The organism is Mycobacterium sp. E2733 (genome assembly GCF_001667585.1).
Lineage (GTDB): Bacteria > Actinomycetota > Actinomycetes > Mycobacteriales > Mycobacteriaceae > Mycobacterium.
Map to the genome: position 1 here is coordinate 66,795 of NZ_LZJZ01000131.1, position 19,579 is coordinate 86,373.

Below are 19,579 nucleotides of genomic sequence, written 5' to 3' on the forward strand. Positions count from 1 at the left end.
CCCGCACCCGCATGCGGCGGCCCCGCAAGCCGTCTTGGCCAGCGACAATCGGCCGACGGCAATTTGCCCAACGTTAACCTTCTTGCTGTTAGCTTCGTTGCTGCGAGAGACGCTGGTCGCCGGGCAGCGGCTGGAAGAACGTCGGCAATCCTGTTCACCCCTACCGTTAGGAAGTGACTTGAAACTCAACCGATTCGGCGCCGCGCTGAGCGTCGTGACCGCTGGTGCGCTGGCGTTGTCGGGGTGCGGAAGTGACAACAACGCCAGCGGCGGAAGCGCCACGAGCGCGTCGTCGTCGGGCAAGGTCGCCTGTGGCGGGAAGAAGACCTTGAAGGCCAGCGGGTCGACCGCCCAGGCCAACGCGATGACGCGCTTCGTCAACGCCTTCGAACAAGCCTGCTCCGGCCAGACGTTGAATTACACCGCCAATGGCTCGGGTGCGGGAATCAGTGAATTCAACGGCAACCAAACCGATTTCGGCGGATCGGACTCGCCACTTGCCGCCAAGGAATACGCGGCGGCGCAGCAGCGTTGCGGCTCACCCGCATGGAATCTGCCGGTGGTGTTCGGTCCGATCGCCATCACCTACAACGTCAAGGGCCTGAGTTCCCTGAGCCTCGACGGCCCGACGGCGGCGAAGATCTTCAACGGCGCCATCACGACCTGGAATGACCCGGCCATTGCGGCGCTGAACTCCGGCGTGACGTTGCCCGCCGAGCCGATTCACGTAGTCTTCCGCAACGACGAATCCGGAACCACGGACAACTTCCAGAAATACCTCGACGCCGCCTCCAACGGCGCGTGGGGCAAGGGCTCCGGAAAGACGTTCAAGGGCGGCGTCGGTGAGGGGGCCAAGGGCAACGACGGGACCTCGGCGGCGATCAAGGCCACCGAGGGATCCATCACCTACAACGAATGGTCGTTCGCTCAGGCGCAGAAACTGGACATGGCCAAGGTCGTCACGTCTGCCGGTCCCGACGCGGTGGCGATCAGCGCCGACTCGGTCGGCAGGACAATTTCCGGGGCCAAAATCAGCGGGCAGGGCAACGACCTGGTGCTCGACACGCTCTCCTTCTACAAGCCGACCCAGCCCGGGTCCTACCCGATCGTGCTGGCGACATACGAGATCGTCTGCTCGAAGTATCCCGATTCGCAGGTCGGCACCGCGGTGAAGGCGTTCCTGCAAAGTACGATCGGTGCGGGGCAGAGTGGCCTGGCCGACAATGGGTACATCCCCATCCCGGATTCGTTCAAGTCCAGACTGTCGGCTTCGATCAACGCCATCACGTGATTTGAGGTGGTCGTGACCCGAGGAGCGGTAGCCAGCCCGTCGACTCCCAAGAAACCTGAGCTCAAGTCGCTGGGTACGCCGTCAGGTCGGCGGGGAGACCGGCTGTTCAGGCTGACGGCTGCCGCTGCCGGGTCGACGATCGTGGTCGCAATCCTGCTGATCGCGCTGTTCCTGCTGATTCGTGCCGTTCCGTCGCTACGGGTCAACCACGCGAACTTCTTCACCAGCGCCCAATTCAGCACCACCGACCCGGGGAAGCTGGCGTTCGGCATCCGCGACCTGTTGATGGTGACCGTCCTGAGCTCGCTCACCGCCCTGGTGGTTGCGGTGCCGGTCGCGGTCGGGATCGCGGTGTTTCTCACCCAGTACGCGCCCAAGCGGCTGGCCCGCCCGTTCGGGGCGATCGTGGACCTGCTGGCCGCGGTGCCCTCGATCATCTTCGGATTGTGGGGCATCTTCGTGCTGGCGCCCAACATCGAGCCCATCGCGGCGTTCCTCAACCGCAACCTGGGCTGGTTCTTCCTGTTCAAGCAGGGCAACGTCTCACTGGCCGGCGGCGGCACCATCTTCACCGCGGGCATCGTGCTTTCGGCGATGATCCTGCCGATCATCACGTCTGTCTCGCGTGAGGTGTTCCGGCAGACCCCGCATATCCAGATGGAAGCGGCGCAAGCGCTGGGCGCCACCAAATGGGAGGTGGTGCGGATGACCGTGCTGCCGTTCGGTCGCAGCGGTGTCATCGCGGCGTCGATGCTGGGGCTGGGCCGCGCGCTCGGTGAGACGGTGGCGGTGCTGATCATTCTGCGCTCCGCCGCGCGCCCCGGGAATTGGTCGCTGTTCGACGGCGGGTACACCTTCGCCTCGAAGATCGCCTCCGCGGCAGCCGAATTCAGCGCACCGTTGCCCACCGGGGCCTACATCGCCGCGGGCTTCGCGTTGTTCGTCTTGACGTTCGTCGTCAACGCGCTGGCCCGCGCCATCGCCGGCGGGAAGGTCAACGGATGACGGCAAACGTGTTCGACCGGCCGGTCAAAACCCAGGCGTTCCGGCCCGTCAGCGTCCGGCGCCGGCTCACGAACAGCGCGGCGACGATATTCTTCGTCGCCTCGTTCCTCGTCGCGCTGGTGCCGCTGGTCTGGGTGCTGTCGGTCGTGGTGGCCCGGGGTTGGTACGCGGTCACCCGATCGACGTGGTGGACCCACTCGCTGCGCGGGATTCTGCCGGAGCAGTTCGCCGGTGGCGTTTATCACGCGCTGTACGGAACCGTGGTGCAGGCCGGGGTGGCCGCGCTGTTGTCCGTGCCGCTCGGCCTGATGACCGCGGTCTTCCTGGTGGAATACGGTTCCGGTCGGCTGGTGCGCCTCACGACGTTCATGGTCGACGTGCTCGCGGGGGTGCCCTCCATCGTGGCGGCGCTGTTCATCTTCAGCCTCTGGATCGCCACCCTGGGCTTCCAGCAGAGTTCGTTCGCCGTATCGCTGGCGCTGGTCCTGCTGATGCTGCCCGTGGTGGTGCGGTCCGCCGAGGAGATGCTGAGGTTGGTCCCCGACGACCTGCGCGAGGCCAGCTACGCGCTCGGTGTTCCCAAATGGAAGACCATTACGCGGATCGTGTTCCCGATCGCGATGCCGGGCATCGTCTCCGGCATCCTGTTGTCGGTAGCGCGGGTGATCGGCGAAACCGCTCCGGTGCTGGTGCTGGTCGGCTACAGCCGGTCGATCAATACCGACATCTTCCACGGCAACATGGCCTCGTTGCCGCTGCTGATCTACACCGAACTCACCAATCCCGAGCACGCCGGTTTCCTGCGCATCTGGGGTGCGGCGCTGAGCCTGATCATCATCGTCGCCGTGATCAACCTGATCGCGGCGGCGACGCGGTTCCTGGCGACCCGGCGGCGCTGAGTACGCGGCGATTCCGCGTCAGGATTTCGACGCGGCCTTCTTGGCGGGTGCCTTCTTCGCCGGTGCCTTCTTCGCGGCGGTTTTCTTGGCCGGTGCCTTCTTGGCGGGGGCCTTGCCGTTACCGGAGCGCGCCTTCACGCTGGCCTCCAGCTTGGCCAACAGGTCGGAGACGTCCTCGGTCTCGTCGAGTTCCTTGGGCTGCTCCTCGGTGGTAAAGGCTTCGCCGCCTTCGAGTTTCGCGTCGATCAGCTCCTGCAGTTGCTCCTGGTAGGTGTCGTGGTAGCGGTCGGGGTTGAAGTCTTCGGCCATCGACTCCACCACCTGACCGGCCATCTTGAGCTCCGCGGGCTTGATCTCGACCTCCTTGTCGAGCACCGGAAAGTCGGGGTCGCGAATTTCGTCGGGCCACAGCAGGGTGTGCACCATCATCACGTCGCGTTTGCCGAAGTCCTTGACGCGCAACGCTGCCAGCCGCGTCTTGTTCCGTAGCGTGAAGTGCACGATCGCCATGCGGTCGGTCTCGGCGAGCGTCTTCGCCAGCAGCACATAGGATTTCGATGACTTGGAGTCCGGCTCGAGGAAGTAGCTCCGGTCGAACAGCATCGGGTCGACCTCTTCGGCGGGAACGAACTCGAGCACTTCGATTTCGCGGCTGCGTTCTTCGGGCAGGGTGGAGATGTCGTCGTCGGTGATGATGACCATCTGCCCGTCGTCGGATTCGAACGCCCGGGCGATGTCACGGTATTCGACGACCTCGCCGTCCACCTCGCACACGCGTTGGTATCGGATGCGGCCGTTGTCCTTGGCGTGCACCTGATGGAACTTGATGTCGTGGTCCTGGGTGGCGCTGTACACCTTGACCGGGACGTTGACCAGCCCGAACGCGATCGAGCCCTTCCAGATGGAGCGCATGTAAGTCAGTATGCCCATACTGTTCGCCGGCTAACAGGACGCCGGGCCGTCGCGCCGCAGCTCGTGACCGCATCGAGGCCCGCCGGGAAGCTATGGCCGGTTTGCCTGGGCCCGCAGCTCGGCGCGATGGGGGAGGTCCGCCCCGGCGCGGCTCACGGTCACGGCGGACAACAGGCTGGCCGCCTCGAGCGCTTCCGCCAGGAGATTGGTCGGAATGTTGCGCAGGGCGGACCGGCGTTCGGCGCCCAACAACTCCATTCCCCAGAGCGCATCGAGCAGGCCCACCGTGAAGGCGTCGCCGGCGCCGACGGTGTCCACCACCCGGACGGGCCTGGCGGCCGCGCGTGCCTCGCCGGCCGAGCACAACGCCAGCGAGCCGCGGGCGCCCATCGTCACCGCCACGATCGCCGGTCCCGAAGCCAGCCAGCCTCGAGCGGTCCGCTCCGGTTCCTGATCGGGGTCGATCCAGCGCAGGTCCTCGTCGCTGACCTTGACGACGTCGCTGTGCTCGACGAGGCGCTCGATCCGCGCACGGGCCAGATCGCGGTCGTCGATCAGCGACGGCCGCACGTTGGGGTCGAAGGTGACCGTGGCCGAGACGCGGTAGGTGTCGATCAACGCCGCGACCGCCAAGCAGCCCGGCTCGAGCACGGCGGCGATGGACCCGGTGTGCACGAACAATGGCGGCGGAACCTCAGGTGTGCCGGAGAGCCGCCAGTCGAGATCGAAGGTATAGGTGGCGGATCCGTCCGCGGCGAGGGTCGCTACCGCGGTCGGTGTCCGAATAGCCGCGGTGCTGCCCGGGGCAAGCTGTGCCCCAGCACTTTTCACGTAGTCGATGATGCGCCGGCCATGCGGGTCGTCGGCGATGTGGGTCAGGAAGTCGACCTCGCGGCCCAGCCGGCCGAGTCCGACGGCGACGTTGAGCGGACTGCCACCGACATGCTCGTGCCCGTCGACGATATCGATCAGCGACTCGCCGATCACCAGCCCGCGGGTCATCGCACCAAAGCCTCCAGCGTCGCCCGAGCTCCCTTGCTGTGCAACGAATCCAGCGCCCAGCAATACGCCTCGACGAACCGTGGTTGGTGTGCCAGATCGCAGAACACGGCGGTCACCTCAATGAACGCGGCGGGGTTCTGGTGTTGCGACCGGGCGATCGGGATGAGCGAATCCGCGAGCTGGTCTACCACCTCGTAAGGCCTACCCCATTCGTCGGTGCCCTCGGCGTAGCGCGCCCAGCTGGCCGCCGCCGCGGCCGCCAGTTGAACCGGACCGTCGTTGGCCAGGTTGTCGCAGATGACCGGAAACAGCCACTTCGGGATGCGGTCGGACGAGTAGGCGCAGATGCGCGCGACGGTGTCGCGCACGGCCGGGTTGGCGAACCTTTCGACCAGAGTGCGGCCGTATTCGTGCAGGTCGATTCCCGGCACGGGCGGCAGAGTGGGGATCGCCTCGTTGTCGAAGTAGGACAGCAAGAATTCGGCGAATAGGGGATCGCGCGCCGCCTCGTGGACGAACTGGAAGCCGCACAGATGGGCGAAGTAGGCCAGGCACTGATGCCCAGCGTTGAGCAGCCGCAGCTTCATCAGCTCGTACGGGCGTACGTCGTCGACCATCAGCACCCCCGCGTGCTCGAGCGGCGGCCGGCCATCGGCGAAGTCGTCTTCGATCACCCAGGCGGTGAAGGGTTCGGCCACCACCGGCCACCGGTCGTCGACGCCGAAGTCGCGCCGCACTTCCGCGGCCATCTCCAAAGTCGTTGCCGGAGTGATGCGGTCAACCATCGAACTCGGGAACCGGACGTGTTCAGCCACCCATTCGGCCAACGCGGGATCCCTGCGTTCGGCACCGGCGAGCACAGTGCGCCTGGCGACGTCACCGTTGTTCTCGATGTTGTCGCAGGAGACGACTGTCGGCGCGGCGATTCCCCGATCGCGCCGCCTGGTGAGCGCCTCGGTGATCAACGCGAACGCCGGCCCATCGGGGTCGCGGTACCCGCCTTCGGTGATGGTCAGCGAAATGATCCGGGTGGATGCCGCGGTGAGCACCTCCAACGCCGATTCCGGATCGTCCGGGGCGTAGCGGTAGTCGACGATCGACCCGATCACCTGGGCGTCCCGGCTGCCGTTGGGGTTCTCCAAGATCAGCGTGTACAGCCCGTCTTGACCGTTGAGGACGTCGCGCATGGTCCAGTCGGCGGGCATCACCCCTACGCCGCAGATGCCCCAGTCGTGCGCCAGGCCCTGTTGCAGCAGCAGGTTGAGGTAGGCGGCCTGATGTGCGCGGTGGAAATGACCGGCGCCGATATGCGCGATTCCGACGGCCACGCTGCCGCGGTCGTAGTTCGGCGCCTCGATCGGCAGTTCGGAAAGCGACGCATTGTTCAGGTTGATCGCGCTAGCCACCATTGGCCAACTCCTCACCGGGCCGCAGCCGTTATTCGGCTCGCGGCACCTCTCGACGGTATGACGGCCGCGGGCAGAAGCCCAGCGGCTTGGACCAGTCGCGGACCAGCCGACGCCCTAGGCGAGCGGGGCACCTCCGGTCGGCACAGCCGACAGCAGCAGGACATCGGCAAGCGCACGCCACGAATCGGTTATTGCGACCGCGCCCGCATCGATCAAATCCGCTCGGCGGCAATCCCGTTCGTCGGGTGGCACGAACATCAGGTTGCCCACGGCGGCGTAGCCGGCTGCGACCGCGGAACTCACGCCTGCCACTGAGTCTTCGATGGCCAGGCCTTGTTCCGCTGCGACGCCCATCACCTGGCCGGAGTGCAGATACACCGCCGGGTCGGGTTTGCTTGTCGGCACCGGGAGTGAATCCTCCGCGCTGAAAGTCACAGCCTCCGGTATCAGCGAGTCGATGCCGGTGGCGGCGAAGCACGCACGCAGACGTTTGGTGGCGCTGGAGCTGACGGCCGCCAGCGCATAGTGCGGCGCGAGGTCCCGCAGCGGTCCCAGCACCCGCGGGTCGGGGGTCAGGGTGACGGCCAGGTGAGCGGTCACCCGTTCCCGCTCTTCGCGCACCCACTGCTCGAGCTCGTCGGCGGACAACGCCTTGCTGCTCGTCAGGTCGCCGGCCGAGGCGATCACCGCTGCGGGAAGACCCCGGGCCAACGCCGGATCGAGCGGCAATTGGCACTCGACGGCCAGGCCCAGAGCCATGGCGCGGAAGTTCTTCCCGACGGCGCGCTTACGCAACTCCTCCGAGTCGAGCGGAGCGGTCACGCCGAACCTGGCCAGGAAACGATTCATGACCCCGGTCGACGCTTCGAACGCCGGCCGCTCCGAAGCGAACAGGTTGTCATCGGCGTCACAGAGCAACGTTGTGATCTGCGCCGGGTCGAATGTGCGCACTAAGGTCAGCCCGTCGTTCATCGAGACACCAACTCCCGCTCGTCGTTGCGCAACGCGTCGCGCAGGGTGGGCACCACACCGCGCGTGTCGATGTCCGCGATCATCGTGCCGAGGCGCTTGGCAAAGCCGGGCACCGCGCGTAGGTCGGCGAACATCGCATGTCGGAGCAGCGGATCAGGGTTGTTGCCTGCCATGTTGGCCAACCTAGCGACCGGTATCGCCTGCGAGTCTTCGAGGCGCAGCTTGCGGCCCTGGAGGTCGTGGCCCCGCATATACCGGGCCCACCCCGCAACACCCAACATCAGCAGCGTGTGCGGTCTACCCCGCGTGATCGCCTCCTGCAGCGAGGGCAGCACAAAGGAGGTGATTTTGCTGGTTCCCCGCCGGGCCAGCCGCGACAACTGGTCGCTCATGCAGGGATTGCCGAGCCGGTCGAGCAGGGTGGCCCGGTATTCGGGGCAGTTCATCCCGGGGACTGCGGGCAGCAGCGGCTGGATTTCGTCGCGCAGCAGCTTCTCGACGTAATCGAACACGACGCGGTCCCGCATCGCTTCGTCGGTTCGCTGGTAACCGGCCAGCGTGGCCAAGCACGCGAGCGCGATATGGGTTCCGTTGAGCAGACGCGTCTTGATCAGCTTGTGATCGCTGACATCGGCGACGAATTCGGCGCCGACCTCCTCGAGCGGCGGCCGCCCATCGCTGAACGAATCCTCGATCACCCATTGGCGATACGGCTCGGTCACGATCGGACACTTGTCGGCCACGCCGAATGTCTGCTCGACGAATGTGCGCTCAGACTTCGAGGTTTGCGGCGTGATGCGATCGACCATGGTCGACGGGAACGCGACATGCTTTTCGATCCAGCGGGCAAGTCCCGGATCCTTGCACGCGGCGAACGACACCAGCGCGGTTCTCGCCGGGCGGGTGTCGCCGGGAATGTTGTCGCAGCACAGCACGGTGAACGGCGCGAAGCCCGCGCGGCGGCGCCAGTCGAGGGCTTCGGCCAGATATCCCCAGGCGGTGGCATAGCCGTCGGATGCGACCAGGTCGGCGCGCACGTCGGGGTGATAGGCGTCGAACTCGTCGGTGACCGGATCCAGGAAGTATCCGTTGTCGGTGATCGTTAGGCTGACGATTCGGGTTCGCGGATCCGCCAGTGCGGCCCGGACCGCTGCGCCGTCATTCGGTGCGAAATGGACGGAGCCGATCGAACCGACCACGCGGGCGGTCTGCCCGTCATGGCCGCGCTGTACGACGGTGTAAAGCCCGTCCTGTGCGGACAGCAGGTCTTTGGCGCCCGGGGAGTGGAGACTGACGCCGGTAACACCCCAACGATGCGAAATGCCTGAGCGGGCAAGGTCGTCGAAGTAGACGGCCTGATGTGCGCGGTGGAAGTTGCCCGCACCGATGTGAACGACACCGCGTTGCAGGGCCGACCTCTCGTAGGTGGGTATGGCGATTCGCCGGGAGTGCAGTTGCAGGGTGGCATTGCTGAGGGGGACGCCGCTTTCTGGACGTCGGGACATTATGGGCATCGATACTCCGTGCCCGGGCTGCCCGCGGGTCTAACGCCTTCGTAATCGATGTCACAGAAATTTACGTTTAAGACATACTCCGTGGTGGGAAGCGATGCGCGCTGCTCAAACGCGTAAGTTGACTCTCATGGCACCGCGGGTGAAGCTCACCAACGCCGAAAAGGTGCTCTACCCCGCCACCGGGACCACGAAGCGGGACGTCTTCGACTATTACACCCGGATCGCCGAGGTGATGATCCCGCACATCGCGGGGCGCCCGGCCACCCGCAAGCGCTGGCCCAACGGCGTCGAACAGGATTCGTTCTTCGAGAAGCAACTGGCCTCGTCGGCGCCGGACTGGCTGCCGCGCGCCAGCGTCACCCACCGGTCCGGGACCACGACATACCCGATCATCGACAGCCCAGAAGGATTGGCCTGGATCGCGCAACAGGCCGCGCTGGAAGTGCACGTGCCGCAGTGGCGGTTCGTCGCCGAGTGGACCCGAAGCAAAGCTGAACAGCTCAAGCCCGGCCCGGCTACGCGATTGGTGTTCGACCTCGACCCCGGTGAAGGCGTGACCATGGCTCAGCTCGCCGAGGTGGCCCATGCCGTGCGCGATCTCATCGACGGCATCGGGCTGACGCTGTTTCCGCTCACCAGCGGCAGCAAGGGCCTGCATCTCTACGCGCCGCTGGCGGAGCCGGTGAGCAGCAGGGGCGCGACCGTGTTGGCGAAACGCGTTGCCCAGCAACTGGAAAAGTCGATGCCCAAGCTGGTCACGTCGACCATGACCCGCAGCCTGCGGGCGGGCAAGGTGTTCCTCGACTGGAGCCAGAACAACGGGGCCAAGACGACCATCGCACCGTATTCGTTGCGCGGCCGTCAGCATCCGACGGTCGCGGCGCCCCGCACCTGGGCGGAACTCGGCGCGCCCGGGTCGCTGCGTCAATTGCGCTACGACGAGGTGCTGGACCGGGTCGCGCGCGACGGCGATCTGCTGGCGGCGCTGGACAACGACGTCGCCGTCCCGGACCGGCTGACCAAGTACCGCAGCATGCGGGACTCGTCGAAAACTCCCGAACCGGTCCCCCGGACGAAACCGGCAACGGGCCAAGGCAATTCCTTCGTCATCCAGGAACACCATGCCCGCAGGCTGCACTACGACTTCCGGCTGGAGCGCGACGGCGTGCTGGTGTCGTGGGCGGTGCCGAAGAACCTGCCGGAAACCACCGCGGTGAATCACCTGGCGGTGCACACCGAGGATCATCCACTGGAATACGCGACGTTCGAGGGCAACATCCCCAACGGGGAGTACGGGGCCGGGAAGGTGATCATCTGGGACTCCGGAACCTATGAGGCGGAAAAGTTCAATGACTCCGCCGAAAAAGGGGAGGTCATCGTCAATCTGCGGGGCAACAAGGTTTCCGGCCGCTATGCGCTGATCCAGACCAACGGCGACCAGTGGCTGGCGCACCGGATGAAGGACCAGAAGACCTTCGACTTCGACGGGATCGCGCCCATGCTCGCCACCCACGGCTCGATATCGGCGTGCAAGGCGAGCCAGTGGGCCTTCGAGGGCAAATGGGACGGTTACCGGCTGCTGGTCGAAATCGACCACGGCGCTTTACGGGTGCGGTCCCGGCGCGGCCGCGAGGTAACCAATGAATATCCCCAATTACGCACGCTGGCAGCAGATCTCGCCGACCATCACGTGGTGCTCGACGGCGAGGCGGTGGTCCTGGACGCCGCCGGGGTGCCGAGCTTCCATGCGATGCAGAACCGCGGCCGCGGCAGCCGCGTGGAGTTCTGGGCGTTCGATGTGCTGTTCCTCGACGGCCGCTCGCTGCTGCGGGCCCGGTACCAGGACCGCCGAAAGGTGTTGGAAACGCTCGCGAGTGGGAGCGACCTGATCGTTCCCGAATTGCTGCCGGGTGACGGGAAACAAGCGCTGGAGCACTCGGCTGAGCACGGCTGGGAGGGCGTGGTCGCCAAGAAGCGCGACTCCACCTATCAGCCGGGCCGGCGGTCGGCGTCCTGGATCAAGGACAAGCATTGGAACACCCAGGAAGTCGTCATCGGCGGCTGGAAGGCGGGCGAGGGCGGCCGCAGCAGCGGCATCGGCTCGCTGCTGATGGGCATCCCGACCGACGGGGGTCTGCACTTCGCCGGGCGGGTCGGAACCGGGTTCACCGAACGTGACCTTGCCAACCTGAAGAAGACGCTGGCGCCACTGCACACCGACCAATCTCCCTTCACCCCACCGCTTCCCCGCAGTGAGGCCAGGGGCGTGACGTTCGTCGAGCCGGTGCTGGTGGGGGAGGTGCGCTACAGCGAGTGGACCCCGGATGACCGGTTACGCCAATCCAGCTGGCGTGGGCTGCGGCCGGACAAGGAGCCGAGTGAGGTGGTGCGCGAATGAAATGGGTGACCTACCTGGACGCCGACGGGGAACGCACCGGGGTGCTCTCCGGTGACGCCATCCACGCGATGCCCGCGGGCGTGACACTGCTCGACCTGATCGGCCGTGGCGCCGACGGGTTGCGCGCGGCCGGCGATGAGGTGCTGCGAGCACCGGCGGCGACGGTGCCCCTCGGTGCGGCGCGACTCTTGGCGCCGATCCCACGCCCGCCGTCCATCCGCGACTCCCTGTGCTTTCTCGACCACATGCGCAACTGTCAGGTCGCTCTGGGCGCCGGGGGGGCACTCGCCGACACCTGGTATCGGATACCGGCGTTTTATTTCGCTTGCCCGGCAACCGTTTTGGGACCCTACGACGACGTCCCGACCGCTCCCGGAAGTGCTTGGCAGGACTTCGAATTGGAGATCGCCGCGGTCATCGGAACCGGCGGGCGGGACCTCTCGGTCGACGAAGCCGAACGCGCCATCATCGGCTACACCATCTTCAACGACTGGTCCGCACGGGACCTGCAGCAAATGGAAAGCCAACTGGGCATCGGGCAGGGCAAGGGCAAAGACAGCGGCGTCACGCTGGGTCCGTACCTGGTGACGCCGGACGAGCTCGAACCGTACCGGCGGGACGGCAGGCTGGCCCTGCGGGCGACCGCCCTGGTCAACGACACCGTGATCGGGTCGGGGTCGACCGCCCAAATGGATTGGACCTTCGGCGAAGTCATCTCCTACGCGTCGCGCGGCGTGACGCTCGTTCCCGGCGACGTCATCGGCTCCGGCACCGTGCCGACCTGCACGCTGGTCGAGCATCTGAACCCGACGGCGCTGGACTCGTTCCCCGGCTGGCTGCACGACGGCGACGTCGTCACGCTCCAGGTCCAGGGGCTGGGGGAGACCCGGCAAACCGTGCGGGCCAGCGGCCCACCGCACCCGCTGGCGGCCCGGCCCAACCCCGACGCGGCGCCCGCCCCGCGTCGGGTGAACCGGGCGCACGCGAAGGTCCCCTACACCCGCGGCCTGCACGAGGTCGCCGATCGGGTGTGGGCGTGGACGCTGCCGGACGGCGGCTACGGGTGGAGCAACGCCGGGCTGGTCGCCGGCGACGGGGCGTCCCTGCTCATCGACACCCTGTTCGACCTGGCGTTGACCCGCGAAATGCTCACCGCGATGCGGGATATCACCTCGTCGGCGCCCATCACCGACGCGCTGATCACCCACTCCAACGGGGACCACACCCACGGCAACCAGCTGCTCGACGCCTCGGTACGGATCATCGCCGCGCAGGGCACTGCCGACGAGATCGCGCACGGGATGGCACCCGAAATGCTGGCGATGGCGCAGACCGCGAACCTCGGCCCGGTTGCCACTCCGTACACGCGAGATCGCTTCGGGCACTTCGACTTCAGCGGCATCAAGGTGCGCAACGCGGACCAGACCTTCGATCGCGAGCTGACCATCGAGGTGGGTGGGCGGCGCGTCGAACTGCTGAACCTCGGCCCCGCGCACACCGCCGCGGATTCGGTGGTACACGTGCCCGACGCGGGGGTGCTCTTCGGTGGCGACCTGCTGTTCATCGGCTGCACCCCTATCGTGTGGGCCGGTCCGATCGCCAATTGGATCTCCGCCTGCGACGCGATGATCGCGCTCGACGCGCCGACGGTGGTGCCGGGCCATGGCCCCGTCAGCGATCCGGACGGAATCCGTGCGGTCCGTGGATATCTCGCGCACGTGTCCGAACAAGCCGAGGCCGCCTACCGCCGGGGGCTATCGTGGTCCGAAGCGGCGGACACCATCGACCTTGGTGAGTATGCGACCTGGCTGGATGCGGAGCGAGTGGTCGTCAACGTCTATCAGCGGTACCGCGAACTCGACCCGGGAACCCCGCAGCTGGAGGTCATGGCCCTGCTGGTGATGCAAGCCGAGTGGCTGGCCAAGCGAGGCTAAAGCCGCACGGCCCGAACGAATTTGATCGTGGTGGCCGGAACCCGCTGCGCGGCCTGCCCCAACTCCGGCAGTCCGGCAGCGGAGAACAGATCGGTGAGCCGGGATTCGGTGGTGTCCCAACCGTTCGCGTGCAGATGCGCGGCGACGTCGGTGTGCTCGCCCGGGTACGTCAAGTCGGTGAGGTCCATGTCAAGGCCCCACCGTCGCCAGCCTTCGGTCATGAGCCGGTCTTGTTCCTCGGCCTCCGGCGAAGTCCCGCTCACCGTTCCGTAGTCGGCGGCGAACCGGCTGCCCTCGGCGGACAACGGGATGATGGAGTCCAGCAGCCGAACCTCGGCCTCCGGCGGGAGCCACCCGATCAGTACCCCCTCCGCGAGCCACGCCGTGGGATGCGCAGGATCGAAACCGGCCTCCTGCAGCGCCGCCGGCCAATCGTCGCGCAGATCGATTCCCACCTCGCGAAGCGTGGCGGTGGGCGCCGCCCCGATTTCAGACATCGTCGCCGCCTTGAACGCGATCACCTCGGGCTGGTCGATCTCGTACACCGTGGTGCCGACCGGCCAGCGCAGCCGGTAGGCGCGGGCGTCCAGCCCCGACGCCACGATCACCACCTGCAGGAGGCCCGCCTGGCCGGCCGCCGCGAAATAATCGTCGAAATAGCGGGCGCGGGCGGCGAACGTGTCGACCATCCGATGAAACCCGACGCTCTGCTCGAGTTCGTCGGAATCCAGCTCGCCGCTGGCCAGCTTGCTGAACACGTCCAATCCCACGGCACGCACCAGCGGTTCGGCGAAGTCGTCGGTGATGACCGGTTGCGGACGCCTGCTCGCGGCGGCCCGGGCCGCGGCAACCATGGTGGCCGTCGCCCCCACGCTGTTGGCCAGGTCCCAGCTGTCACCTTCGGTTCGTGCCATGGTTGCTCCTTCGATGTGGCGGCCAAACCACCGTAAGCCCCATCGGTGAACAGCGCGTCGCCTACGGTTTCGGCTATGCCCCCAGTGGAATTGGAAACCCTCGAAGGCGACATCGCCCGCATCACCCTGAACCGGCCGGAGCGCCTCAACGCGATCGACGGATCGCTGATCGACGGCGTGGACCGCGCCTTGGATGCGCTCGGTGGCGGCGAGATCAGGGCCGCGATCCTGACCGGCGCCGGGCGCGGATTCTGCGCCGGGGCCGACTTGAGTGGCACCGGCGAGCCGTGGACCAAGCCCAGACCGTCGACCCCGCCGTTCAAGGTCAACTACGACTCCCAGGTCCGCCTGGCCGAGCTGTTCACCCGGATCTATGAGCTGCCCATTCCGGTGATCGCCGCGGTCAACGGCGTGGCCGTCGGGGGAGGGCTGGCGTTCGCACTGGTCTCCGACATCCGCGTCGCTTCGGAGCGGGCCCGGTTCTCCTCGGCGTTCATCAAGGCGGGCTTCTCCTCGATGGACATGGGCACCAGCTACCTGCTGCCGAAGATCGTCGGAGCCGGAGTGGCGCGCGAGCTCATGCTGACCGGCCGCATCATCGACGCGGCCGAGGCCTACCGGATCAAGCTGGTGCACGAGGTGGTCGCGCCCGACGAGCTGATGGCTGCCGCGCTGAAGGTCGCCCGGTCCATCGCCGAGAACAACGCCTATGGCGTCTGGCAGACCAAGATCGGTCTCAACGCGGCACTGGACGCGCCCAGTTTGCGGCATGCCATCGAGATCGAGAACCGCACCCAGATCCTGAGCGGTTTCACCAACAACCCGGCCGAGGCGGCCAAGGCGCACCGGGAGAAGCGTGCTCCGAGATGGGATCCGCTGTGAGGGCTGGCCCGATGGCGTCGGCCCCGGCTTCTGTGAGTGTGGCGACCGCCGCTAGACCTTCGCGATGACGTTCTCGGCGAACATCTCCAGGTTGCGAATCTTGTTCTCCAGCGGTTCGGTGTCCCTGCCCTTGATGTAGGGAATGCGGAACCCGACGATGGCGTCGGTGACGCCCTTGTCCTCTAGCCGTTTGATGCCGTCCACGGTGTACGCGTCGGCCGAGATGACGTGAATCTGGAACGGTCCGGTCTTGCCGGCTTCTTCGCGATACCGCTTGAGCTTGGCGATGAGCCCGTCGAGTTCCTCCGGGTCGCCGCCGCCGTGCATCCAGCCGTCCAATCGGGCCGCGCGCCGCAGCGCGGCGTCGGCGTGCCCGCCGATCAGGATCGGGATGGGCTCGGTGGGAGCCGGCGTCATCTTGGTCTTCGGGATGTCGTAGAACTCGCCGTGGAATTCGAAGTAGTCGCCGCTGGTAAGCCCCTGGATGATTTCGATGCATTCGTCCATGCGCTTGCCGCGCTTGGCGAACGGGACGCCCAGCAGTTCGTAGTCCTCCGGCCATGGGCTGGTGCCGACACCGAAGCCCACCCGATTGTTGGTCAGCGCGGCCAACGAACCGATTTGCTTGGCGACCAGCGCCGGCGGCCGGATGGGCAGCTTGAGGACGAAGAAATTGAAGTGCAGCTTCGTCGTCACCGCCCCCAATGCCGCTGTCAGCACGAAGGTTTCGATGAACTCCTTGCCGTCCAGGAACTCGCGATCGCCGTCGGGCGTGTACGGGTACTTCGAGTCGGACTCGAACGGGTAGGCGATGCTGTCGGCGATGGTCATGGCGTGGTAGCCGGCCGCCTCGGCCGCCTGGGCCAGCGGGATGTAGTACCTGTAGTCGGTCATCGCCTCCGCGTAGGTGAACCGCACGTCATCTGCCTTCCTGGAGCCGGGTGGTCACACGAGATTAGAACGTGTTCTAGTTCTACCCGTGCCCGGGTTCCCAGCACAATAAGGCGTCAGAGCTGGTTTTCGGGTCCGATGACCGCCCACACCGTCTTGCCGGCCGAGGTGGGAGTGCTGCCCCACGCGCGTGACAACGCGTCGACGATCGCGAGGCCGGACACGTCGATGCCGTTCGCCGGCGACGGCAGCCGTACGGCCGGGGCGTGGCTGCTGTCGGACACCGCGATCGTCGCGGTCGCGCCATGGCTCTCGATCCGCATCATGGGGAAGCTCGCGGTGTGTTCCAGCACGTTCTCGACGAATACGTTGACCACCACCAACGCGACCGGAATCAGCGTGGATTGCGACCAGGCTGTGAGCCACTCGCGGACCAGCCGACGCGACTCGCGCAGGCTGGTCAGGTCGGCGGGCAGCTGGGCGTCGGCGCAGCGAACGGTGCGGCGGCTCTGCTGACTGAGCGCCTTCATCGCCGCTTTTTCGGTCGAGTAGACCGGCATGAAGTAGGCCACGCCGCTGCGGGCGATCGCCTCGCGTGTCCCGCGGTGCGCGCATACCAGCACAACCGGAATATTGGGATTGCCGCGAACCTGCCAGTGCGCGCCGATGAAGGTCGACCACGCCAATTCGGCAAGCACCTTGAGCGCGGAGATGTTGACGATGACGGCCGTGGGCTCGCCCAGCGTGGCCTGCAGAATGTGCTCGCGGAGCGCGGAGGAGTTGGTGGTGTCGAGCACGCCGTCGACGGTCAAGATCGCCACGGATTGATCCGTCCGCGTCGCGACGGCCAGCGAGCTGGAGGACTCAGCTACCGAGCTCACCCCCGCGACCCCTTCGCCTTCGCGGGCCTGGGGCGTCGGGGCGCGCGGATTCCCTGCGGGGTCCGAAACGGAGGCGACGTCGCAATCCGGCTTTTCAGCTGGGTCCTGTCGTCCGGTTCCATCGCTGCTCCTCGAATTTCTGCCGGGCCAACTGCTTGAGTATCCGCCCTCAGCGGCAAAAGTCTAATTCGGGTCGAGCAGCCTGGACGCCACCGGAAAGCGCAGCCCACGGGCGTCGTGTTGCCGGCGCGCGCGACAGCCGGCGCGGTATGAGTGAGGCGCGTGCCCGTCCCCACCCGTTCGAGGCCCCCACCTCTACCGCGCCGAACATATTGTTCGTGTGCGCTGCGCAGCACGCGCATCCCCCGGGATTACCACCTTCCGCGTCCCCCCAAACGCGGCAACGCGCCGCCGAAACAAGCGCGATTAGCAGCGGGAAGCCGCCGACCAGTTGGGGGCGTACGGCGGGGCGCCCACTCCGGCGACCGAGTGTGTCCCCCACGGTGTTTGCTCGACGATCCGCGCGGCGGCGCTGTGCCGGCCCACCGTCAACGTCGCGGTCCGGGCATGCCTGAGCGCCTCGTCCGGCAGCGGCCGCGACGGCGAACCGAACACCGTTCCCTGCCAGTGGTATCGGCCGTCGATCGGATCGAGGTGGCCGGTGAGCCGGACTCGCACCGGATGGCTGGCCCCGGCGATTTCCAGCGTCGCCGCGCCGTCATAGGTGTCGCCGCGCTCGGGCACGCTGGCCGACAGGTCGAAGGCGGATGCCACCAGAGGAGCCTGTTCGGGTGTCAGCTGGGCGCGCTCGTTGAACACCCCCAGGCTGCTGGCGCGCACCTCGATGCGGCCGCTGCCCGTGCGCTCCATCAGCCGCAGGCACTCGGCGATGTAGCGCGTCTGCGCGTCGGCGTCGGGGCCGGTGACGAAGAAGTAGTTGGGGAAGCCGCGAACGGCCACGCCGTAGAACGGCTCCAGGCCGTCGCGCCAGGCCTGCCGGATGGTCAGCCCGCCGGCGCCGATCAGTGCGGCGCCGGCCGGCTCGTCGGGGATGGAGAAGCCGGTGCCGTAGACGATGGCGTCGACGTGGTGCTCGGCGCCATCGTGGGTGCGGACGCCCGATGCGGTCACCGCCTCGATCGGCGATCCCCCCAGCATGATTCCAGGGCGGTCGGCGGCCGGCCGGATGCGCCGGCTCAGCCAGCGGGTGGCCCGGGTTGGCCACAGCGGGAGCTCGGTGACCACGCGGCGCGGCGAGTGGGCGAAGACGGTGACGGAGGCCGCCACTTCGATCAGCCGGCCGATGTGGTGACCGGCGGCGGTGTCGGTGCCGACCACCGCGATGCGCTTACCGCACGGATCGAAGTCGGCATCCCATGCGGCCGCGTGAAAGGAGGCGCCCAGAAAGTCGTCGCGGCCCGGAATGTCGGGCAGCCAGGGAACGAAGGGCGTCCCATTGGCGGCGACGACGGCCCGCGCCCGCACATCCTCGCCGCCGGCCGTCGTCAGCAGCCAGGTATCGGTGACATCGTCGAACGTCGCCCCGGCTGCCGAGGCCGGCCCGTCGGGGGCTACGAGGTAGGCGACCCCGGCCGCCGACAGCGCCGAACGGACGCGGGCGTGCGCACCCAGGATGGCTATGGGGTGGCAAGGCTCGCCGAGGCCGTGCGGCCGCGTCACAGAAACCTGCTGCGCTTCCAGCCGCGGCGCGCGAGGGGGCCCAGCAGGCCCACCTCGGCCAGAAACGCCGCCAGCGGGGCGAAGCCGGCAACCTGCATCTCGCGGCGGTGCGGGCTGGTGCGCGCGGTCTTTCGGGCCCGCTTCGCGTACAGACCCGTGCGCGCATACGGGACCGGGTTGCTGAACAGATAGTTGAAGAAGTACCCGCCCAGCCCGTTGATGTTGGCCATGAACCAGCGGTTCAGCCGGGGCATTTCGGCCACCCGATTGCGGGCGCCGTCGCGGGCGAACTGGATGTGGCGCGCTTCCTCGGTGACGTGAATCCGCATGAGCCGCTGGATAATCGGTTGCAACTCGGGGTCGTCCATCATCTGCCGCTGCAACGAGTCGAAGATCTCCTCGCCGATCAGCGCGGCCACCCACAGCATCGAGCCGCGCTGAAACGCCAGCGGAAGCGCGTTGATGATCATCCGGTGAAAACGCCTGGGCCGCACCGGCTTTGCGCCGATGCGCTCGATGGCCTTGCCGAACATGACCATGTGGCGGGTCTCATCGCCCAGCTCGGTCAGCTTGTAATGGGTCGACCGGCTCGTGGGGTCCTCGTGCAGGATCGTCCGCAGCAACGATTGATTGAGCATGTTCTCGAACCAGATGCCCGCCGAGAGCGTGTTGACCAATTCCTGGCGGGACAGTTCGATCTGTTGCTCGCGGGTCATCTCGTCCCACATCGGGGTGCCGTACAGCGAGACCAGCCGCGGCGGCAGGTAGAACTTGTCCGGGTCCAGCGGCGCGTCCCAATCGATGTCGACGATCGGTTCGTAGGACTTCTTCACCGAGCCCCTGAGCAGACGCTCCGAGAACTCTTCACGACTCGGCCCACCTGGTTTGACAGCGGAAGTCATGGCGCCGGCGTCCCTTCATCGGGTGCTTCAGACGGTACCCATGGTACTGGGTACTTTGGGTCCCGACTAGGCCCTTCAGGTTTCGATTCGGCA

At 66.9% G+C, this 19,579-nt stretch carries 16 protein-coding genes; 6 read left to right on the top strand and 10 right to left on the bottom strand.

Translation table 11 applies throughout. The features are described 5' to 3' along the window. Positions 1-178 precede the first annotated feature (178 nt). The 3 genes from pstS (at position 179) to pstA (ending at position 3,195) form a co-directional block, all read left to right on the top strand. Complete coding sequence (gene pstS, locus A5678_RS24025) at positions 179-1,291, top strand: phosphate ABC transporter substrate-binding protein PstS (protein WP_068047920.1); 1,113 nt, start codon at positions 179-181, stop codon at positions 1,289-1,291. 69 nt (positions 1,292-1,360) lie between these two features. Further along, entirely contained in the window at positions 1,361-2,296 is a 936-nt protein-coding gene (pstC, locus tag A5678_RS24030; protein WP_156747065.1) for a phosphate ABC transporter permease subunit PstC, read from the top strand. After that, the gene (gene pstA / locus A5678_RS24035; protein ID WP_068047926.1) at positions 2,293-3,195 is read left to right on the top strand and encodes a phosphate ABC transporter permease PstA; all 903 of its coding nucleotides are present in this window, start codon (positions 2,293-2,295) and stop codon (positions 3,193-3,195) included. The genes pstC and pstA overlap by 4 nt, the downstream gene beginning before the upstream one ends. Before the next feature lie 18 nt (positions 3,196-3,213). On the opposite strand, the gene A5678_RS24040 is transcribed toward pstA, so the two are convergent. From A5678_RS24040 to A5678_RS24060, 5 genes are all read right to left on the bottom strand, one after another. After that, positions 3,214-4,107, bottom strand: a complete 894-nt coding sequence (locus A5678_RS24040) for a Ku protein (protein WP_068047929.1) — start codon at positions 4,105-4,107, stop codon at positions 3,214-3,216. A gap of 90 nt (positions 4,108-4,197) precedes the next feature. After that, positions 4,198-5,109 carry a carbohydrate kinase gene (locus tag A5678_RS24045; RefSeq protein ID WP_068047932.1) on the bottom strand — a complete coding sequence of 304 codons (912 nt, stop codon included), beginning with the start codon at positions 5,107-5,109 and terminating at the stop codon, positions 4,198-4,200. Next, positions 5,106-6,518, bottom strand: coding sequence for a mannitol dehydrogenase family protein (locus A5678_RS24050; RefSeq protein WP_068047935.1), 1,413 nt, complete (start codon positions 6,516-6,518; stop codon positions 5,106-5,108). The genes A5678_RS24045 and A5678_RS24050 overlap by 4 nt, the downstream gene beginning before the upstream one ends. 114 nt (positions 6,519-6,632) lie before the next feature. Then, positions 6,633-7,490: an HAD hydrolase-like protein gene (locus tag A5678_RS24055; protein ID WP_068047938.1), complete on the bottom strand. Its 858-nt coding sequence runs from the start codon at positions 7,488-7,490 to the stop codon at positions 6,633-6,635. Continuing rightward, positions 7,487-8,995, bottom strand: coding sequence for a mannitol dehydrogenase family protein (locus tag A5678_RS24060; RefSeq protein WP_156747062.1), 1,509 nt, complete (start codon positions 8,993-8,995; stop codon positions 7,487-7,489). The genes A5678_RS24055 and A5678_RS24060 overlap by 4 nt, the downstream gene beginning before the upstream one ends. Before the next feature lie 136 nt (positions 8,996-9,131). On the opposite strand from A5678_RS24060, the gene A5678_RS24065 reads away from it, so the two are divergent. Further along, the gene (locus tag A5678_RS24065; protein WP_231983747.1) at positions 9,132-11,402 is read left to right on the top strand and encodes an ATP-dependent DNA ligase; all 2,271 of its coding nucleotides are present in this window, start codon (positions 9,132-9,134) and stop codon (positions 11,400-11,402) included. Continuing rightward, a complete protein-coding gene (locus A5678_RS24070; protein WP_068047947.1) occupies positions 11,399-13,336 on the top strand; it encodes a fumarylacetoacetate hydrolase family protein in 1,938 nt (645 codons plus the stop codon). Before A5678_RS24065 ends, A5678_RS24070 begins: the two co-directional genes overlap by 4 nt. On the opposite strand, the gene A5678_RS24075 is transcribed toward A5678_RS24070, so the two are convergent. Next, the gene (locus tag A5678_RS24075) at positions 13,333-14,250 is read right to left on the bottom strand and encodes an SAM-dependent methyltransferase (protein ID WP_068047948.1); all 918 of its coding nucleotides are present in this window, start codon (positions 14,248-14,250) and stop codon (positions 13,333-13,335) included. The genes A5678_RS24070 and A5678_RS24075 overlap by 4 nt on opposite strands. Positions 14,251-14,334: 84 nt before the next feature. Here A5678_RS24075 and A5678_RS24080 point away from each other — a divergent pair, with 84 nt between their 5' ends. After that, positions 14,335-15,132 carry an enoyl-CoA hydratase/isomerase family protein gene (locus A5678_RS24080; protein ID WP_197502241.1) on the top strand — a complete coding sequence of 266 codons (798 nt, stop codon included), beginning with the start codon at positions 14,335-14,337 and terminating at the stop codon, positions 15,130-15,132. Between the two features lie 51 nt (positions 15,133-15,183). On the opposite strand, the gene A5678_RS24085 is transcribed toward A5678_RS24080, so the two are convergent. From A5678_RS24085 to A5678_RS24100, 4 genes are all read right to left on the bottom strand, one after another. Further along, positions 15,184-16,050, bottom strand: coding sequence for an LLM class flavin-dependent oxidoreductase (locus A5678_RS24085; RefSeq protein ID WP_068047955.1), 867 nt, complete (start codon positions 16,048-16,050; stop codon positions 15,184-15,186). 89 nt (positions 16,051-16,139) lie between these two features. Continuing rightward, the gene (locus A5678_RS24090; RefSeq protein ID WP_068047958.1) at positions 16,140-16,904 is read right to left on the bottom strand and encodes an STAS domain-containing protein; all 765 of its coding nucleotides are present in this window, start codon (positions 16,902-16,904) and stop codon (positions 16,140-16,142) included. 426 nt (positions 16,905-17,330) lie between these two features. Then, positions 17,331-18,338 (bottom strand): DUF4873 domain-containing protein, encoded by a 1,008-nt coding sequence (locus A5678_RS24095; protein ID WP_231983749.1) that lies wholly within the window; start codon positions 18,336-18,338, stop codon positions 17,331-17,333. A 242-nt stretch (positions 18,339-18,580) separates the two neighbouring features. After that, positions 18,581-19,486, bottom strand: a complete 906-nt coding sequence (locus tag A5678_RS24100) for a diiron oxygenase (protein ID WP_068047964.1) — start codon at positions 19,484-19,486, stop codon at positions 18,581-18,583. Positions 19,487-19,579: the final 93 nt, after the last annotated feature.

Excerpts from the sequence above, each read along its gene's own strand:
- pstA (WP_068047926.1), top strand. The coding sequence starts at position 2,293 with ATGACGGCAAACGTGTTCGACCGGCCGGTCAAAACCCAGGCGTTCCGG.
- A5678_RS24040 (WP_068047929.1), bottom strand. The coding sequence starts at position 4,107 with ATGCGCTCCATCTGGAAGGGCTCGATCGCGTTCGGGCTGGTCAACGTC.
- A5678_RS24045 (WP_068047932.1), bottom strand. The coding sequence starts at position 5,109 with ATGACCCGCGGGCTGGTGATCGGCGAGTCGCTGATCGATATCGTCGAC.
- A5678_RS24050 (WP_068047935.1), bottom strand. The coding sequence starts at position 6,518 with ATGGTGGCTAGCGCGATCAACCTGAACAATGCGTCGCTTTCCGAACTG.
- A5678_RS24055 (WP_068047938.1), bottom strand. The coding sequence starts at position 7,490 with ATGAACGACGGGCTGACCTTAGTGCGCACATTCGACCCGGCGCAGATC.
- A5678_RS24060 (WP_156747062.1), bottom strand. The coding sequence starts at position 8,995 with ATGTCCCGACGTCCAGAAAGCGGCGTCCCCCTCAGCAATGCCACCCTG.
- A5678_RS24065 (WP_231983747.1), top strand. The coding sequence starts at position 9,132 with ATGGCACCGCGGGTGAAGCTCACCAACGCCGAAAAGGTGCTCTACCCC.
- A5678_RS24070 (WP_068047947.1), top strand. The coding sequence starts at position 11,399 with ATGAAATGGGTGACCTACCTGGACGCCGACGGGGAACGCACCGGGGTG.
- A5678_RS24075 (WP_068047948.1), bottom strand. The coding sequence starts at position 14,250 with ATGGCACGAACCGAAGGTGACAGCTGGGACCTGGCCAACAGCGTGGGG.
- A5678_RS24100 (WP_068047964.1), bottom strand. The coding sequence starts at position 19,486 with ATGACTTCCGCTGTCAAACCAGGTGGGCCGAGTCGTGAAGAGTTCTCG.